The sequence below is a fragment of the Bacteroides cutis genome (assembly GCF_900241005.1).
GTDB lineage: Bacteria > Bacteroidota > Bacteroidia > Bacteroidales > Bacteroidaceae > Bacteroides > Bacteroides cutis.
Genome location: NZ_OEST01000002.1, coordinates 192,441 through 211,241, shown reverse-complemented (window position 1 = coordinate 211,241; position 18,801 = coordinate 192,441). Strand labels below are relative to the sequence as shown.

The window sequence follows — 18,801 nt, the reverse complement described above, 5'->3', positions numbered from 1 at the left end:
TTACATCTTTTTAGAACGTATCCATTCTAATGTCTTGTGAATTCCCTCGGCACGAGAGTATGGTGGATTTGGAGCAATATCATAAGTATTGGTCAAGTCTATTATATTGTTTTTTGTCATATTTTTTAACCTAAACGAAGTCATAGGAAAGGAAACTCCTACTAGTTTTAATAAATCACCACCCCATGCTGCTAAACGTAAAAGGCACCAAGGCATTCTTTTTATTTTATAACCCAATTCATTGGCAATTTCATTAGCCCATTCTTCAATATTAGTAGGAGGATTATCTCCTATATAAAATACTTTTTTACTTTCATCTTGTGTATTACTAAATAAAATCTGTTCTATTTGATAGATAGAATTACCTATATATCCATAGGTTTTAGTGCATCCTTTTTTCCCAATATGGAAATACTGATGTGCTATTACTCTATCAAAAAAAGATCGATAAGGGATTCCAAACCACGGCCCCCAAATAGATGTTGGACGTATGATCGCCCAGTCACAATGGGGTTTGTTATTCCATACTATTTCTTCTGTTTTCACTTTACTTTTACCATATAAAGTCGAAGGAGAATAGTCAAATTGATTTTTAGGATAATAACCTACACGACAAACAAGCATGGAGGATGTTATTATAATTTTTTTTAAATTAGTCAATAAGGGTAAAATTCTCATCAAATTCTCCACACCCAAAATATTGGCAGAGTAATCATTTAAAAAAGAGCCATCAAGATCTGTACGAGCTGCCAAATGAATGATGTAATCAGGATTAAAACTTAGCACAACAGTTTTAAGAGCATTAAAATCTGTAATATCAACTTTTACCCAAAATTCATTTAAAAGTTTATTTTTAGGCGGTTGCTGATCAATACATAATATATTATATCGTTCTTTAAAAGCTAATGTAATATTTGTACCAATAAAGCCAGAACTACCAGTAAGTAAAATTTTTATCATTATTCGAAATTATGATTTTATATTAGTTGATTTAAAATAGCTATCAATAAGAAACTATGCTATATGAGATCAAGAGGTGATTTTTAGAGATGATGATTTCCAAATTTAGGTAAGAAGGCTGATTATATGTCAAAATTGGATGCCAACAAATTATCTAATAATCTGTATATATTACTAACACTATATTTTTTAAAGAAATTATTTTCTTCAATAAATGTTTGCTTTTGAGCTATTTGGATTGCTTCAACTAATTGTTGCCGATTTGTTAGAGCAAAGAATAAGATATTCCTACTTTCAAATTCCAAAAAAGCAGGAATCTTAGATGCAATGACTAATGTATTTGAATGTAAAGCTTCCAATATAGGAAGCCCAAATCCTTCATATTTAGAAGGAAAAATAAAAGCTATTGAGGATTTATACAAAGCTTTTAATTCCTCTTCAGATACTACTCCTACAACTTTCACATTTGTACTAGGCATATGTCCTTTTCCTGCTAATACAAGTGGTGGTAAATCAGGTAAAGCATTAAAAATATCAATAACAAATTGCAAATTTTTATGAGGTCGATTATTTCCGCAATAAAAGAAAAATTGTTTATCGCTTAATTCAAATCTTTTCAATATTGAATCATTAGAATTTATGTTTATAGCAGAAAACTCTGGGATATGAATAGAATCCATTTGAAATTGATTGTATAAATCCTTTTTAGTTGTTTCGGAAATAGTCACTACTACATCAGCAGTCATGATAGTTCTTCCTACTATAAAGTCAAAGTATTTTCTTTTTGCAAAATTCAGTAATTTATTTTTTCCAAAGAAATCACTTACTAATCTGTACATTAAATCATGTACTGTTACAATAATTTTTATACCTGGTAATTGAGTTGCAATTCCTGAATAGAAAGGTATATGCAATAGATCAAAACTTAATTTTGATAATGTCTTTCGATATAGTAAGAAATGGACTATATTAAATGGACGCAATTTAGTATATATCATTTTACAATTCCCAATATGCAAAGAATTATTATTAGTTATAATAGATATATTCTCTTCTCCATATTTTGTTACATAATATTCTATTAAGAAATCTGTGTATCGAGAAATACCTGTATTTTGATGCCTATTTATTAGACGACCATCAATTCCTATTTTCATTTATAATTGAAACTTATAATTAATATTCTAAAAACTTATGCTTATTATTTTTGTAATTTTGAAAAATGCAAAGAATAATAATCAAAAAAGATAGATGAGTTATAGATTTTAATAAAAACAAATCTGGGCCATGTCTCATGAAATGCAAATAATCATACATGAACACTAGTAAAGCATATCTTCCTATTATCATAGATGATATACCATAAAGAACTGCAATAAATACAAAAAACAGAACAGAAATAAATAAATATTTATTCCCAAAATTACCTATAAAATATGCTACTGGACTAAGGGCTAATCCATGACCAACATCTGCGATATAAAAGTCTTGTAGAATTGTATCGAAATTAGTTAGAGCCATTGGACTATTCGCCATATTATATTCATACCCCCAACCAATAGTTGCATTAACTCCCATAAATTCAGAAAAGATAGAATATACATCAACAAGAAAAAAACCACCGCTAGACAATGCTCTTAATGTGAATATTGTAAATATAAAAGAAAAACCTAATAGTCCAATAAGTAATAACTTTCTCATTGACATCTTTATCCTCAGATTGTCTAAATAAAACATTAATAACATTATCAAATAACTAGAAAATATTTTACCTTGATATATTATATCTAAGCATAAACAGCATAACGCAAAAATTATAATGTATTTCTGATTTTTGAGACATAGTAATGAAATACAAGCCAATAATAATACATATCCATATCCTGTTATTAACTGAGAACTAATACTCATCAATAATTCCTCGCGACTAGCTCCAGCCAACTTTAATGGAATTCCATGAAGTATCATTTTAATAAAGTATAAAATGTTTAACCAGTAGAAAAATTTTAAACTAGTTTTATCAGGTAAAGGACAAGAAACATATGCATGTTTACTTATACAATGAGACAGATTACATATCAATAACACAACTCCTACAAAAAATAGGAGAGAATAACATGTAACTTTATATTGATAATAAGAATATATATAGAAATTTTCTCCTACTATAGGTTGTATAAAAAGAGGAAAAACTAAATATAAAAAAGAAAAGACTATTAATATAGTCCTACTATAATTACAAAAATAATTGTCTGACTGTTTTTTCACGTAAAACATCAATTTCTTCTATTGATTGATTTTCAAACACTTTTAATTTATTTGCATTTGCAAGACTTAAGCAGTGTAATAATTCTTGTTTATTACGAAAACGATTTTTTCTATGTGTACAACCTTTATGTCCAACAATATCTTTTGCAATAACAACTGAACCTCTTCGGTTTGCCTCTCTTATCGCTAAAGGTTCTCCCTCAAATGAACTATTTGTGATATATATATCTCTTGACGAAAATTCTTTTTCCTGTTCGCTATAAGATAACCAACCTTTAAAAGTTACACGTAAATATTTCAATTGGGTTACATGTTTTTCTAGAAAAGGCTTTTCACTTCCATCTCCTACTATTACAAACTCATGAAATGGATTTTGAGATGTATCAAGCCAGTTTATTAAAGTATAAAGTCCTTTTATTGCTTCAATTCTACCAACAAAGTACAATCTACGATTTGTAGGACTCTTTATTTGAATTAATTCTTGTTCGTCAAAAATACGGTTTGGAACCACTACAATAAATTTGTATTTAGAAAACAGTTTCCCTTGTATTCGATTTATTGTAATGATCTTCTTATATGGATAAACAAAGATACCAGTTAACAGATTATAGAGACATCCTATTCTTCCCCATAAGATAATACGATCAATATACATAGGTACATATAGGAAAGAAACTTTATTTCTCAATATATATCCTAAACTTATTCCTGCTTCTACCGTACCTGCACATACAATAATATGAGTGTATCCATTAAATAACTTTCTTATCTTCTTGCCATATTTTACCGAATAATAAAACTGACTGAGAAAATTTCCACTTTTAAAAAGAGGTAGTTCCGGTTTTATATAATGAAGATGTTTATCTTTAAATAAAGAAACATCCAATGAGTGATTAACAAATAGAGTCGCATCAAAATATTTACAAACTTCTTTAAACAACTCTATTGATTGAAATTCGTGTCCACCAAATATTTTACTACTTAGTATAACTGCAACCTTATATTGCTTCATTGTTTTTTCAGAATAATTTTTAATTGACGCCAAGATAAGATGCCATATATTCCACCTAGTATATAGACTTTTTCTCTTAGATTTGTTGTTGAATATTGATGTAAAAAACATTTTAACCTTTTCCAAATAGAAAATTTTTCGATATTACTGAAGAAATCATAAAGTTCTATTTTTGACTGAATTAAATTTTTGAGACAGATATACTCATTTTCTCCTTTCTGCACAGCCTTTAGCCAAAGTTCCATATGCTTTTTTCTTATTGGCATATCTTCAATAAAACGTTTCAAGAATTCTCGTCCTGATTGTTTATTTCTTATCCAAGAACTTGCAGATAGAGAATGTACACGATATTTCATTATCATTTCGCTACTACAGAAAATCCCCCCACTAATTAATCCCCAAAAAGTTATTTGATCATCCTCATTCGGAACAGAAGTAGGTAAATCACCAAACCTGTCAAAAAGAGTTTTGCGTATAGCTTGTCCAACAGGAAAAACTTTTGGCATACCATTTTTTATTGTTGTAATGACATCATTATACAGTATATCATCATAGACAATATTCCCTATGATTTTACCTTGAGCATCTATTTTAGTTATACTACCAGTTATGATATACAAGTTGGGATGTTGTTCGAATAATTTAATGGCATGTTGACAACGATTTGGTAAAGAAATATCGTCTCCTGCATTTAATAACAAAATATCTCCAGTAGAGGCTTTTATGGCTTTCTTTAAATTACACGTAATACCTTCATTTTTATGACTGAGAATAAGTTTCCATTTTTCTTGAAGTAGATTTTCATTCACGAAATTTTTAATCAAAAGAGGAGTTTGATCTGTAGAACCATCATCTGCAATGATAACCTCATCTGGTAATACTGTTTGACTTAATATACCATTAAGTGTTTCCAATATATAGTCTTCTTGATTATAAGAAATTACAATACACGTAATTTTCATTTGTTTTTTATTCATAGTATTCAGATATGTACATATTAAATAAATATTAATTTACGGAAGATAAACAACATCGCAAGCATATAAAATATATAATTTACTAGATATCCCTGCGTAATTCCTATCACTCCATTCCAATTCATGAAAAGAAATCCTAAGCCAACAAAGGATAAGCAAAAGAATATTTCAGTAGTAACAAAAGCTTTTGTCATTGATTTGGCAACCATCAAGAAAGACAGTACCCAACTACATATCTTGAAAAAGTCTCCTATCAACTGCCAAATAAAAAGACTTTCCATCGGAAGAAATTCAGAAGTAAACAATAATTCGATAACAAAATGTCTAAGTAGATAAACCAATATAAAACCTGCTAGAAGCATAGGAATAATTATTTTATAACTATTGAATATCTCATGACGTAACTCTCTAAAATCAGTTAATTCACTAAGTCTGGGAAGATAATATACGCTAAACGAGGAAGTGATAATCATCAAGTACATATTGGATATGCGATTCATCCCTTCCCACCAACCGGCCTCAATTGGAGATATATCTGATATTACATACCCACGCAGTAACATTTGGGCTATTGGCAAGGTGGATGTTGTTGCTATTGCCATTATAGTATATTGTAAATACTTCTTTGAAATTGTACTATTCAATTTTTCTTTGAAATATTTCCATTTAAACCAAGCCAACTTACGAAGCATCCATATTGTTACAATTAACATTACACTCTGATAGGTTACCACACTTATTAGTGCACCTTTTAACCCTAAAGTTAAAACAAAAACAAGTGTAAAAAGTAAACCTAAAATGCTATTGGCAATATTAATATATACGTATCGTTTAAATTCTTTAAAACCATTGACAATAGAAATAAGCATCATATTGATTGCATAAAGCAACACTGTGAAACCAAAAATAATAAATACATAGCCGTATTCTGATGATAACATAATATATTCACTTAGATAATTGTGAAATAATATCATCAATATACCAACCATAATAGAGCAAATAACAGTAATACGTAATGCGGTAGAAAGATAACTACACACAACATCTTTGTCTTCTTTATACTCAGCAATATATTTGGTTATACCACTATTGATACCTCCACTACTAACAGTCATTGCAATAGAAGTAAAGTTATTTAACTGCCCTACTAAAGCTACTCCGGCAGGTCCGATTATAGATGCTACTACCTTTACACTGATTAATCCGGTCAACATTTTTACCAAAGTAGCCACGGCAGTGAAAGAGAATACTCTCACAATATCCATTTTGGTAGAACGTTTGTACAAAGAAATGAATTTTCTAATTAGTTTTTCCATCCATTTAACAAGTCAACTACCACTTTTATTTCCTCTTTAGTCATCACCGGGCTCATAGGAAGACTTAGTTCCTCATTGTGGATCTGTTCTGTAACTGGAAATGATAGACTGTTCCATTCTTTATAACATTCCTGTTTATGGGGAGGTATCGGATAATGGATGATAGTCTGTACTCCATTTTCCGATAAATATTTTTGTAACTCATCACGCTTCTTTGTGCGGATGGTAAATATATGGAACACATGGGCATCCCAATCTTTAATAGTCGGAATGATAATATTAGGGTTAGTTATATGTTCGATGTAATATTTAGCCACAGCTTTACGAAATGCTACATCTTCATCTAAATGTTTCAGTTTCACATCCAGCACGGCAGCCTGTATTTCATCCAAACGGCTGTTCCTGCCACAGTACTTGAATACATATTTCTTTTGCGAGCCATAATTCGCCACAGCGCGAACCACTTTTGCCAATTCCTCGTCATTAGTAGTCACCGCACCCGCATCGCCAAAGGCGCCTAAATTCTTGCCTGGATAAAAGCTATGACCCGCCGCATCTCCCAATGAACCCGTCTTCCTTCCGTTGAACTTGCACCCGTGTGCCTGTGCATTGTCTTCCACCAGCTTCAGACTATACTTCTTACAAAGTTTGCCTATCTTGTCGGTATAAGCACACTGCCCATAAAGATGAACAATCAAGATAGCTTTGGTACGTTCCGTAACAGCTTCTTCTATTTTAGAATCGTCAATCTGGTAGGTTTCAATGTCCGGTTCCACCAATACAGGTTTCAGCCCATTTTCCGAGATAGCAAGAATGGAAGCGATATAAGTATTTGCAGGAACAATTACCTCATCGCCCGGTTGCATCACGCCCATTTCTACATAGGCACGAAATATCCATATCAGGGCATCCAAGCCGTTGGCGCAACCTATCGCATATCTTGTTCCGATATATTGGGCATAATCCGCTTCGAACTTTTCATTTTCTTTTCCTTGCAGATACCAACCGGAGTCTACTACACGATTCACCGCTTCATGTATTTCATCAGAATACTTCTGGGTTATCTTTTGTAAATCTAAAAACTTTATCATTATTATCTTATTTTCTTTTTAACAATCTCTATCCCAGGATTATGCCGAACGATGGAATGCGCTGGGATTATCTGAGTTAAAACCGCACCGGAAGCTATCAAACAATCCTTACCTATTTCTACAAAAGGTTCTATATAGATACCTGTTCCAAAACGAGTTTCATCCCCTATCGTCACATGCCCAGAGGTCATGACACCTGGACCAAATGTACAATGGCTACCTAAGTGATTATGATGTTCTATTGATACCTTAGCCGTAATAAAATTATCATTACCAATAAAGGTATCTGCTCCAATATGTGTAAAAGGAAAGAGAATATTACCGGTACCCATTTGTACATTACTACCTATGACACAAGATTCATGTATCAAATTACAATATGGAATATCCAAAGTACTCAAGTGCTCATAACAACTTCTACGAAAAGGTATGGAAGTAGACACTGAATTGATAACACAATCAAATATTTTTTGAGTATATAAATCTTTTATACGGGAAAAGTCTACAGCACCATCGATATATACTCCATCCAGATTTTTACCTTTTTTCTCTGCCGTGTCGTCAAAAATAATAACAGGGACATAATCCTTTAGACTACGGATCAAATCTATGACTTGTACCGCTCCTGCACCAGCACCAATAATAGCAACTCTTTTACAGGATCGTTTATGGCCATAATTATATAAATCCTTTTGTTCACAAGCTTCAACTATATCATTTTTGCAAACAAAAGAATATTCTGAAAAATCAGAAACCTTTAATCCCGCTTTCTCCATTAATGGACGGGCTCCAGAAGTTACAATTAACCGTTTAGGTTCTTTTATTGCCTCTTCTACCTCTATGTCAGATATCTGTTCTTTATTATCTTCAACCGTTTCAAAAGGATTAACGGGCTTTTCTACTATTTTGCCTATTAAGAAACCGACAGGAAGTTCCATCCCTTCTTCCAAACCATCTACAAAATACAGATAACCTTCAGCAGGAGATTGGATTTCAATTGTTATTTTAGATGATTCAATGCTGAATATCGTATCGTCCTTTTTTACCAAAGAGCCGCTCTCTACAAATAACTCATTCAATAGATACATGTCATCACTGACATTTAACTTTTCTAAAACAATGTCTATCATAACATTTCTTTTATTACTTTGATTATAGAATCTTCGTTAGGTAATAATGCATTTTCAGCATCTAAAGCGCAAGGTATAACTGTGTTATTTCCCAATGTTCTGGTTGAATCGATATGAATACCCGACTTCAATAAATTAGATAGAATTTCAGAACCCAATGCAGCAAAATCGCTACCCTCTTCTGTTATTAGAATCTTCTTACTTTTCCTGACAGATTCAATTATAGGGTATATGTTGAGTGGGACTAATTGGGTTAAACATATTATTTCGCAAATTATATCATCATAAGCTAATTTTTCAACAACTGATTTTACGATTTCCAACATACCACCATAACATACAATTGTCAAATCTGTATTTTTTGTGTCAGGACGATATAAAGTTGTAGGAAATTTTTCGTCTGAAACCAATAGTTTGAACCCATCAAGAACTTTAAAACTGCTTCTTGTATATTGAATTTTGTTTTCTATAAGTAAAGTTGGAGTTGTCAAATTGGCAAATATGCGCTGGTATACAATTTCAGGTAACAAAGCACCGTTTATAGCTAGAACATTGATGTCCGAAATACCTAAAAAGAATTTTTCTATACTCTGAGAGTGAGTAGGCCCATATCCTCTACGTCCTCCCATAGGCGTACGAATCAATAATGGCAGATTTACTTTTCTTCCATACATGGAAGAAAATTTTGAAGCATGCTGTAAAAGTTGGTCTAATGTTAACGTCATAAAATCCCCAAACATAATTTCTACTAAAGCGGTATACCCCATTAACGCCAAACCTATACCCACCCCTGTAATCGAAGATTCACTGATTGGGGTATTTATTACCCGGCCAGGAAACAAATCACTTAAATCTTTACTAACCTTAAAAGCACCCCCATAAGGAACCGATGTGTAGGGAGACTGATATGCAATGTCTTCACCGATCATAACCGACTTGTCTGTGACTGAAAAGAAGTGTTTCAAAGCCTTGTAAGCGGATTCATTCCCACGCACTTTTTCATAACCTTCCGACTCTTTATACGAAACGGGAATATTCTGTACAAATTGGTTCGTTGTAACATTGACCAGTTTCGGTGCTTCTTCAGCAGTTTTTACTATTTGATCCAACAATTCATCAGCCTCTTTCGTATAGTTCGAATATAAATCAGGATATAACTGTTCAAAAACAGTCAATATGTCCTTTGTACGAAATCTTTCAATCTCTTCTTCATTACGATTGTCATCACCTTTGGAATGTGAATTTAGTCTATAACAATCTACTTCAACAAAAGCAGGATTACCGTTACGTACATTTTTTATTGCATTTTCAAAAGTAACATCCAACTGGTCTAAATCCCAAATATTCGTGCTATAATAATCCAAACCGAAACCTTCAATCCGCTTTCTTATATCACCGGAAAAGGTTTGCTGAGAAGATGTGGATTGTGCATAATGGTTATTTTCAAGGACATACAAAACTGGAAGTTTCCAGATACCACAAAGATTAAAGGATTCATAAATGATGCCCTCTCCTAAAGTTCCATCACCCAAGAAAGAAACCGCAATACGACCGGAATCAGACAGTTTCATTGCAAGTCCCATACCTGCAGCTATAGGAGTCATGCCACCTTGTACGCCATTAGAAATAAAGCCTTGGGTATATAAATGTTGGCTTCCACCGTAACCATGGGAAATGCCTGTAGTACGCCCCATCATTTCAGCCATCAGGTCAGTAACTTTACCTGTTTTTGCAATAAAATGTCCATGTCCACGATGGTTACTCAAAAACCAATCAGCATCAGACAAATATTTACTTATAAAAACTGGAGTTAACTCCTCGCCGACACAAGTATGTACCGTACCGTTTATTTTACCTTCTGAAAATAGACTTAATAAACGTGTTTCAAAACGTCTTATTAATATGGCTTTTTTAATTTCTGATTTATAATTATCAATACTCATTTTTATATTCTATAAAATCATTGTAATTTCTTATATAATCTCCTTCATCATATCCATGCGAAGCCAATACCAAGCACACCGCCCCCGAAGAAAAGTCATCCAATGTTCGCCAAATACCGGGTACTACATAAAGTCCCTGATAAGGGCGGTTCAGTACAAACGTCCGCTTCACGTTACCATCATCCAAGGTTACGGTAAAACTGCCGCTTGCGGCAATAATCAACTGGCTTAACTCTCTGTGTGCATGTCCGCCACGGCTTTCACCGCCGGGCACATCATACAGATAGTAGGTGCGCTTGATGTCGAAAGGAATGGTGTTGCTATTTGCTATCACAGAGATATTTCCTTTCCTGTCGCTATAATGCTTGTCCAGTTCTATAATGGTACAATCATACACAGAAGTTTTTCTCGTCATGCCACCCTCCTTTCTTCAAAAGGAGAGAGAATGATTTTAGATTTTACCCCCCCGTTGACATACGTTAAGAACTCATTGTTGTCACGTATGTAATCTTCCGCATTATAACTTTGGGAGGTCAGTACCAAGCAGATTGCCCCTGAAGAGAAACCTTGTTCGGCAGCCCAAATACCCAGAGGTATATGTAGCCCATAGAAAGGACGATTCAACAAAACCGTGCGTTTATTCACTCCGTCATCCAGCATTACTTCATAACTGCCACTGGCGGCAATCAAGAATTGATGACATTCTTTGTACGCATGGGCACCGCGAGACTCACCACCCGGAATGTCATACGAATAGAACACACGCCTGATTTCAAAAGGGACATTCAGGTTCCCATGAATAGGAGTTATGTTTCCGGATCGGTTTTCAATTTTAGGAAGTGCTATGACAGAACAGTCATAGACAGTCGGTTTATTCATTATTCAATTTAATAAATTTACTATAATCGTAAATGTAATCATCTGTGTCGTAGGGTGTGGAAGCCAGTACCAATGCCAGCGAATTAGTAGAGAAATTATTCATTTCCCGCCATAAACCTTTAGGCACATAAAGACCATAGTAGGAACGGTTTAAAGAAAATGTCTTCTTTTCTTTCCCGTCATCCAGTATCACGTCGAAACTGCCCGAAAGGGCCACTATGAATTCCTGGTTTTCCTTGTAGGCATGACCGCCGCGAGCTTCGCCGCCGGGCACGTCGTAAATCCAGTAGGTACGTTCTATCTTGAAGGGGATGTTCTTGAACTCTTCAATGATAGATAGGTTTCCCCGCTTATCTAAGAATTTAGGTAAGTTAATAATTTTTACATTGGTTAAATCCATAGTAAATGAAAGAATAAAGTGGAATACAAAAAAAACATGCAAGTAGTGACACCTTTGTCACCCTCTTTTATAACTTTTTATATGTATACGTAAAACGTTATATCAAGTACTGATTCATTAAATACATATATACTATAGAAAGTTGGAAAAACGTGTGCCAAAGGTGTCATCTGTTACATCATCAACGCGTTTTCCAATCCTGTTCCATACAATGTATAAAACTGCGTATCAGGCTGTTGTACTCATCGGAATGTACTATGTACACTCCCGTGTAGATGCGAAAAACAGCATAATACTGATTCAGGTTTAAACTGGAGCCCTTTTTACATGTTCGTAAGTCGAGACACTCATTGACGCACGGCGACACACTTCCCGGATGGGAAGACGTTTACCGTCCACAGGAATGCTGCAGCGCAGCGATTCCAGGAAATCACCCAACTCTACATGAAGGGAGATTTTCTTCTTTTGATCTTTCATTTAAATAAAAAATTTAGTAAATAAAAACCGCACGCGAGATGTTAAGATATACGAATATTGTTAAGATATCATATATACGTAACTCACATGTCAGTTATCTCTTTTTGGCGGTATGCCATCTATTCGTGAACTTCGCGGCATCATTTTTCACAGAAAATTCAATAATGGCTGTAGCACTAAAGATAATAACGGGCAACCTAAAGATGATGGTTAGTAACCTAAAGATGATGATGAGCGATCTAAACATCATCTTTAAGTCATGTCTTTTTCTTGTGTTTGTCCCTTATATAATCCCACCACAAGTTCAGTCCTACCCATACCATTATGTCCGCAACCAGCATCACCGTGTTATTGACATAGGGCATCAACAGGATGTTGACCGCACTGAACGCGCAGGACATGCACAGCAGTGCGAGCATGGCCTTCCGCGGGGACAGCCCGATGGCAAGGAGTTTATGGTGGATGTGGTTCTTGTCCGGTTCAAAAGGGTTCCTGCCTTCGCGTGCACGTACCATGACTACCCGGACAACATCGAAGGCGGGAATGATCAAGGTACTGAAGGCTATGACAAAAGCGCCTTCGGTATAAGAGGTGACATCCGGATTGACCTGGCTGTATTTGATGGCAAGGAAACTCAGCGTATAACCCAAGGTAAGGCTGCCGGTGTCCCCCATGAAAATCTTCCGGGAACGCTCGGCACTGCCGAACACGTTGTAATAGAAGAACGGGACAAGGACACCGAAAGTGGCGACGGAAAGCATGGCATAGCTCCACAGGCCCTTGTCGATGAAGAGAAAAGTGAAGATGAGCAGGGAAACGCTGCTCAAGCCGGAGGCAAGCCCGTCAATGCCGTCTATCAGGTTGATGGCATTGGTGATGAAAACTATGGAGAGGACGGTGAACGGCATGCCGATACAGGGGTCCAACGCATGGATGCCGAACAGGCCGTATAGATTGTTGAGCCACAAGCCGGAAAGCGGGAAGAAGGAGGCGCAGATAACCTGTATGGCCAGTTTCTGGCGATAACGCACGCCCACCAGGTCGTCGGCGATGCCGGTAAGGTAGAGCAAAGTCATCCCGCAGGCAAAGAGCAACAGTTCGGGAAGCAGGTGGCCGGCATATACGGAAGCCACCCCGTCGCCCTCCAGCAGCCTTACCGCGTAGATAAAGCAGAAGGTGAACAGCACCGTGGGGAAGAAAGAGACGCCGCCCAGCCGGGGGATGGCCTTGTTGTGGACCTTGCGGGAATCCGGGATGTCGAAAAGCTTCTTGCGCATCGAGATGAGCAGGATGCGCGGGATAAGCATGCGGGCGATGAATACCGATATGACAAAGGCAAGTATAAGATACAGTATGAACAACGGAACTTGGGGTTTAAAGGTTAATGGTTCACTCTTCGAGTATTTCAAAAGGATATTGGTTATCCTCGATATTCTGCAGCTCTTCAATGATCTCCCTCTGTGCGGGGGTAAGGGGGCTTCCCTGCCAGCTCCCTATGATTGAACGGGCTTCCAGGAGCATGGACTCCTCGTAAACCTCGCCGTAGCAGTAAGACAGCAGGCGTACTTTCAGCAAGGAAGGGGCAAGGGGGGCCAGGATATTGCAGATACGATCCAGGACAGCCTGCTTCTTCTCCTCCTTGTCGCCATAGTCGTAGATCGTGGCATTATAACCCATCAGGAGGGCCAGGCACAGGTCGGCCTCTTCGATAATATCAGAACCTTTTTCCGGGAAAAGGGAGTCGCAACGGACGAGGACTTCCTTATTCAAACGGCAAAAGTCGTCCGAATAGACGGGGGAGCCATCCATGCCAAGATACATCAGCTCATGGGCCAGCCGCTGGAGCTCATGAGTACGGGAAAGTAGATTATTCATTGAATGTGAATATGATAAGATTAAAATGTTACTCTATTATTTTCAGATAGGACCTGGGCACTTTGATGGTAGCGGTCAGGATACCCTTGATACGGATGACCACGTAAGTCTTGTTGGAACGGGTGGTGGTTTCCCCCTCAATACCGCAGAAGTCGCCCTTGACGACCCTGACCTTATGGCCCGCAGACAATGCTCCGTTGTCGAAGCTGACACCGTCGGGACTCAGGTCCATGACGAACATGAAGTCCTCCATCTGCTTCTCGGGGACGACCAGAAGGGAACGGGTGGAAAGGTCGCGCATATAGAAAAGGGGGACCCCGTAGACATTGGGTATGTCGCAGGCTGTCTTTTTGGTGGCACGGACAAATATCAAGTTCCGGACGACAGGGACCTCACTTCTCTTCCTGCGGTACTTCAGTTGGGTGACCACAGTCCTTGTGGGAAGATAGAATTCAATATCCATACCTTCTTCCGCTTTCAGGCTTTCCAGAATCCTGCGGACAGCGAATTCTTGCTTGTCACGTGTACGGGCGGCAAACCAATATCTTTGACTTTCAATCACTTGAGGAAGTGCTTTGGGAATGAAGACCTCAGGAACGGGTACGCTTCGCGGTTTGAAAGAGACAGTTTTATCTTTCAAACCGGAATGTTACTACATATACCGTATCTATCTGAAAACGAATGAATTGAATACAAACGGATGTTTTTTAAACGTTCGTATAAAAAACACTTTTTTAGCCTTGTATGTAAAACGAGGAAAAAGAATGAAAAGAAGGAATATTACTCTGAAATCAAATAAGACATGAGACTCTGAAAATGAAAGGATTAACTTCCATATCCTTGAAATACAAAAATATTTTTTATCAAACATTTTGCCAGTATAAAAATCACTCTTATCTTTGCGTACATCAAACGAACGTTTAAAAAACACCCTCAAGAATTAGACGTATACAACTTATTTTCAACTGATTACACAAATATTCTTTATTATTTATTCATATTTTAAATGAATGTATTTGATAAAATAAACACATTCATTTCATTCTATGTAAAGTTTACATTATCTTTGTTTCTTAAACACTGAATCCTTTTTCTACATGGAACTATTAATATATAAAGCCTCTGCCGGTTCGGGAAAAACTTTTACTTTGGCAGTGGAATATATCAAGCACTTAATACTCAATCCACATGCCTATCGACAGATACTTGCTGTAACCTTTACCAACAAGGCTACAGCAGAAATGAAAGAACGTATCCTGACACAACTTTACGGTATATGGAAGAAAGATCCGGCTTCGGAGGTATACTTGACGCGTATCAAAGAAGACCTGAGAAAAACAAACTACGAATTACGAATTACAAAGAAGGAGAATGGGGAAACACTTTCAGTAAATGAAAAAGCGCTTCCAGCAGATAAAGAAACGTTCTCAACAGGTAAAAAACTATTTTCGGACAACGAAGACGCAGAAATTCGCCGGCGAGCAGGAATGGCATTGCAATATATGCTACATGACTACAGCCGTTTCCGTATAGAAACGATCGACTCATTCTTCCAGTCCGTAATGCGTAACCTTGCCCGGGAACTGGAACTTAGTCCTAATCTAAATATTGAACTGAACAATACCGATGTGTTGAGCAATGCCGTAGACAGTCTCATAGAGAAGCTCTCTCCCACTTCACCCGTACTGGCATGGCTATTGGATTACATCAATGAACGTATAGCCGATGATAAACGGTGGAATGTTTCTAACGAAGTAAAAAACTTCGGACGGAATATCTTCGACGAGAGTTATATAGAGCGGGGCGAAGGATTGCGACAAAAACTTCGTAACCCCGAGACAATAAAACTTTATCGTGACGTGCTGCGTGAAATGGAAACTGAGGCATTGGAACAAATGAAAGGTTTCTATGACCAATTCGAAGGTGAACTTGAAAGTCATGCTCTCGTTCCGGAAGACTTGAAAGGAGGTTCACGAGGCATCGGCAGTTACTTCCGCAAATTGCGGGATGGCAGATTGACAGACAAGGATGTTATAAACGCTACCTTGCAAAGCTGCCTGGCAGATGCCAAAAACTGGACCACAAAAACCTCCGCACGCAAAAATGATATCATTCACCTGGCAGAAACCAGCCTGATACCCTTACTGCAAGATGCCGAACAATTGAGGTCACAGAAAAGTCGCACGATAAACAGTTGCCGCCTTTCCCTGCAACACCTCAACAAGTTGCAACTGCTCAACCATATTGATGAAGAAGTACGCACGCTGAACCGTGAGCATAACCGTTTTCTTTTATCCGATACAAATGCCCTCCTGCATAAACTGGTGCATGAAGGAGATTCTTCTTTTGTGTTTGAAAAGATAGGCGCCAACATACGGAATGTGATGATCGACGAATTTCAAGATACCAGCCGTATGCAATGGGACAATTTCCGTTTACTATTACTCGAAGGGCTTTCGCAAGGAGCCGACAGCTTGATTGTGGGGGATGTGAAACAGTCCATCTATCGTTGGCGAAATGGAGACTGGGGAATATTGAATGGTTTGGGCACAGCTTACCCGGCCGAGTCCTCTACTCCGTTTCCTTTCCCGGTACGTGTAGAAACTTTGAAAATCAACCGTCGAAGTGAAACAAATATTATCCGTTTCAACAACCGTTTTTTCACAGCAGCCGTAGATTATCTGAATTCCCTGTATCTGGAAGAATTGAAAGAGGAATGTTTCTCTTTGAAACAAGCTTATGCCGACGTCGCACAAGAATCGCCCAAAACAGAAACGAAAGGATATGTAAAAGCTGCATTCCTTGAACCGGACGACGAGCATAATTATACGGAAAAAACCTTGATAGCCTTAGGAGAAGAAGTCAGACAGCTGCTCAATGAAGGTGTCCAATTGAATGACATTACCATTCTTGTACGAAAAAACAAGAATATCCCAACGATTGCCGATTACTTCGACAAAGAACTGAACCTCCCGATAGTTTCCGACGAAGCTTTCCGTTTGGATGCATCACTTGCCATCTGTATGCTGATGGATGCACTGCGCTATCTGTCCAATCCGCAAGAGACTATCGCAAGGGCTTCGTTAATTACAAATTATCAATTACAAGTTACAAAGAAAGGAACAGAAAAAGAGGAATATGAGGAAAACATAGATTTGAATGGTCTGCTCATGGCTTCTCCTGAAACATTATTGCCTGAAGACTTCATTTCTCGTAAGGACGAGTTACGTTTGATGCCGCTATACGAGTTGCTGGAAGAATTGTTCAGCATTTTCAATATGGGTAATATTAAAAAGCAAGACGCTTATTTGTTTTCTTTCTTCGATGCCGTAACGGAATATCTGCAAAGTAATTCTTCCGACCTTGACGCCTTTATTCGCTTTTGGGATGAAACGCTCTGTTCCAAGACTATACCCAGTGGAGAAATGGACGGCATACGTATCTATTCCATCCACAAATCAAAAGGATTGGAATTTCATACTGTACTGATACCTTTTTGTGACTGGAAGTTAGAGAATGAAACCAATAACCAGCTCGTATGGTGTACGGCACCGGAAAAGCCTTACAATGCACTGGATATCGTTCCGATCAACTACTCCTCCACCATGGCCGAATCGGTATACCGGAAAGATTATTTGGACGAACGGTTGCAATTGTGGGTAGACAATCTGAATTTGCTCTACGTGGCTTTTACCCGTACCGGAAAGAATTTAATCCTATGGAGCAAAAAAAAGCAAAAAGGAACCATATCCGAGCTTCTTTCCGCCGCATTACCGCAAGTTGTCAAATCAGGCGAAGGAACATGGGATGAAGAAAGCATTTATGAATGTGGCAAAATATGTCCGTCAGACAAACCCGACCTTCTTGTCGATACTCCCGTAATCAATAAACTGGCACAGACTGCCGCAAAACTCCCCGTTCATATGGAAAGTATGCGCCATGACATCGAATTCCGACAGTCCAACCGTTCGGCAGACTTTATAGCCGGTGTGGATGAAGCTGAGTCTTGGCAACGTTTCATCAACCGGGGGCGTTTGCTGCATACTCTTTTCTCCGCCATCAAAACAGAAGCTGACATTGATGACGCTATCAACAGACTTGTATTTGAGGGAATAATCGGTCGCACGGAAACAGAAGAAGAAGTTCGTGACCTGACTCGACGTGCTTTTTCCATCCCACAAATCAAAGACTGGTACTCGGGTAGTTGGCAGTTATTCAATGAATGTGATATTATCTGGAGAGAGAACGGAGAATTGCATACCCGCCGCCCTGACAGGGTAATGATGCGAAATGGCGAAATAGTGGTTATTGACTTCAAATTCGGTAAACCGAATAAAAAATACAATAGACAGGTACAAGGTTATATGCAATTACTGGTTCGCATGGGATATGACGCAAACAGTATCAACGGATATCTGTGGTATGTGGAAGAAGGAAATATAGAAAAAGTATAATAATGTCCAGTCATAC

General features: G+C 37.3%; 16 protein-coding genes. 1 reads left to right on the top strand and 15 read right to left on the bottom strand.

All coding sequences use genetic code 11. The features are described 5' to 3' along the window. The 15 genes from C1A09_RS04905 to C1A09_RS04835 form a co-directional block, all read right to left on the bottom strand. Complete coding sequence (locus C1A09_RS04905; protein WP_101542621.1) at positions 1-960, bottom strand: NAD-dependent epimerase/dehydratase family protein; 960 nt, start codon at positions 958-960, stop codon at positions 1-3. Positions 961-1,082: 122 nt separating this feature from the next. Beyond that, positions 1,083-2,117, bottom strand: coding sequence for a glycosyltransferase family 4 protein (locus C1A09_RS04900; protein WP_101542620.1), 1,035 nt, complete (start codon positions 2,115-2,117; stop codon positions 1,083-1,085). A gap of 19 nt (positions 2,118-2,136) precedes the next feature. Then, entirely contained in the window at positions 2,137-2,661 is a 525-nt protein-coding gene (locus C1A09_RS04895) for a hypothetical protein (RefSeq protein ID WP_145998971.1), read from the bottom strand. Between the two features lie 535 nt (positions 2,662-3,196). Further along, complete coding sequence (locus C1A09_RS04890; protein WP_180949178.1) at positions 3,197-4,240, bottom strand: glycosyltransferase; 1,044 nt, start codon at positions 4,238-4,240, stop codon at positions 3,197-3,199. After that, complete coding sequence (locus C1A09_RS04885; RefSeq protein WP_101542617.1) at positions 4,237-5,217, bottom strand: glycosyltransferase family 2 protein; 981 nt, start codon at positions 5,215-5,217, stop codon at positions 4,237-4,239. The genes C1A09_RS04890 and C1A09_RS04885 overlap by 4 nt, the downstream gene beginning before the upstream one ends. A gap of 20 nt (positions 5,218-5,237) precedes the next feature. Then, the gene (locus C1A09_RS04880; protein WP_101542616.1) at positions 5,238-6,536 is read right to left on the bottom strand and encodes an O-antigen translocase; all 1,299 of its coding nucleotides are present in this window, start codon (positions 6,534-6,536) and stop codon (positions 5,238-5,240) included. Next, positions 6,524-7,627, bottom strand: coding sequence for a DegT/DnrJ/EryC1/StrS family aminotransferase (locus tag C1A09_RS04875; protein ID WP_101542615.1), 1,104 nt, complete (start codon positions 7,625-7,627; stop codon positions 6,524-6,526). The genes C1A09_RS04880 and C1A09_RS04875 overlap by 13 nt, the downstream gene beginning before the upstream one ends. A 2-nt stretch (positions 7,628-7,629) precedes the next feature. Then, the gene (locus tag C1A09_RS04870; protein ID WP_101542614.1) at positions 7,630-8,757 is read right to left on the bottom strand and encodes a biotin/lipoyl-containing protein; all 1,128 of its coding nucleotides are present in this window, start codon (positions 8,755-8,757) and stop codon (positions 7,630-7,632) included. Then, on the bottom strand, positions 8,754-10,700 hold the full coding sequence (locus C1A09_RS04865; RefSeq protein WP_101542613.1) for a dehydrogenase E1 component subunit alpha/beta: 1,947 nt from the start codon (positions 10,698-10,700) through the stop codon (positions 8,754-8,756). The genes C1A09_RS04870 and C1A09_RS04865 overlap by 4 nt, the downstream gene beginning before the upstream one ends. Then, positions 10,690-11,115, bottom strand: coding sequence for a sugar 3,4-ketoisomerase (locus tag C1A09_RS04860; RefSeq protein WP_101542612.1), 426 nt, complete (start codon positions 11,113-11,115; stop codon positions 10,690-10,692). The genes C1A09_RS04865 and C1A09_RS04860 overlap by 11 nt, the downstream gene beginning before the upstream one ends. Then, positions 11,112-11,579, bottom strand: a complete 468-nt coding sequence (locus tag C1A09_RS04855) for a sugar 3,4-ketoisomerase (protein WP_101542611.1) — start codon at positions 11,577-11,579, stop codon at positions 11,112-11,114. The genes C1A09_RS04860 and C1A09_RS04855 overlap by 4 nt, the downstream gene beginning before the upstream one ends. Beyond that, positions 11,572-11,979 (bottom strand): sugar 3,4-ketoisomerase, encoded by a 408-nt coding sequence (locus C1A09_RS04850; protein ID WP_101542610.1) that lies wholly within the window; start codon positions 11,977-11,979, stop codon positions 11,572-11,574. The genes C1A09_RS04855 and C1A09_RS04850 overlap by 8 nt, the downstream gene beginning before the upstream one ends. A gap of 734 nt (positions 11,980-12,713) precedes the next feature. Continuing rightward, on the bottom strand, positions 12,714-13,817 hold the full coding sequence (locus tag C1A09_RS04845; protein ID WP_101542609.1) for an MraY family glycosyltransferase: 1,104 nt from the start codon (positions 13,815-13,817) through the stop codon (positions 12,714-12,716). A 28-nt stretch (positions 13,818-13,845) separates the two neighbouring features. Continuing rightward, a complete protein-coding gene (locus C1A09_RS04840; RefSeq protein ID WP_101542608.1) occupies positions 13,846-14,331 on the bottom strand; it encodes a UpxZ family transcription anti-terminator antagonist in 486 nt (161 codons plus the stop codon). 28 nt (positions 14,332-14,359) lie between these two features. Continuing rightward, positions 14,360-14,893: a UpxY family transcription antiterminator gene (locus C1A09_RS04835; RefSeq protein WP_101542973.1), complete on the bottom strand. Its 534-nt coding sequence runs from the start codon at positions 14,891-14,893 to the stop codon at positions 14,360-14,362. A 535-nt stretch (positions 14,894-15,428) separates the two neighbouring features. Between C1A09_RS04835 and C1A09_RS04825 the strand changes: the two genes are divergently transcribed. Further along, positions 15,429-18,785, top strand: coding sequence for a UvrD-helicase domain-containing protein (locus C1A09_RS04825; protein ID WP_101542606.1), 3,357 nt, complete (start codon positions 15,429-15,431; stop codon positions 18,783-18,785). Positions 18,786-18,801 lie beyond the last annotated feature (16 nt).

Coding starts and splice junctions, on each gene's coding strand:
- C1A09_RS04905 (WP_101542621.1), bottom strand. CDS start 960: ATGATAAAAATTTTACTTACTGGTAGTTCTGGCTTTATTGGTACAAAT.
- C1A09_RS04900 (WP_101542620.1), bottom strand. CDS start 2,117: ATGAAAATAGGAATTGATGGTCGTCTAATAAATAGGCATCAAAATACA.
- C1A09_RS04895 (WP_145998971.1), bottom strand. CDS start 2,661: ATGAGAAAGTTATTACTTATTGGACTATTAGGTTTTTCTTTTATATTT.
- C1A09_RS04890 (WP_180949178.1), bottom strand. CDS start 4,240: ATGAAGCAATATAAGGTTGCAGTTATACTAAGTAGTAAAATATTTGGT.
- C1A09_RS04885 (WP_101542617.1), bottom strand. CDS start 5,217: ATGAATAAAAAACAAATGAAAATTACGTGTATTGTAATTTCTTATAAT.
- C1A09_RS04880 (WP_101542616.1), bottom strand. CDS start 6,536: ATGGAAAAACTAATTAGAAAATTCATTTCTTTGTACAAACGTTCTACC.
- C1A09_RS04875 (WP_101542615.1), bottom strand. CDS start 7,627: ATGATAAAGTTTTTAGATTTACAAAAGATAACCCAGAAGTATTCTGAT.
- C1A09_RS04870 (WP_101542614.1), bottom strand. CDS start 8,757: ATGATAGACATTGTTTTAGAAAAGTTAAATGTCAGTGATGACATGTAT.
- C1A09_RS04865 (WP_101542613.1), bottom strand. CDS start 10,700: ATGAGTATTGATAATTATAAATCAGAAATTAAAAAAGCCATATTAATA.
- C1A09_RS04860 (WP_101542612.1), bottom strand. CDS start 11,115: ATGACGAGAAAAACTTCTGTGTATGATTGTACCATTATAGAACTGGAC.
- C1A09_RS04855 (WP_101542611.1), bottom strand. CDS start 11,579: ATGAATAAACCGACTGTCTATGACTGTTCTGTCATAGCACTTCCTAAA.
- C1A09_RS04850 (WP_101542610.1), bottom strand. CDS start 11,979: ATGGATTTAACCAATGTAAAAATTATTAACTTACCTAAATTCTTAGAT.
- C1A09_RS04840 (WP_101542608.1), bottom strand. CDS start 14,331: ATGAATAATCTACTTTCCCGTACTCATGAGCTCCAGCGGCTGGCCCAT.
- C1A09_RS04825 (WP_101542606.1), top strand. CDS start 15,429: ATGGAACTATTAATATATAAAGCCTCTGCCGGTTCGGGAAAAACTTTT.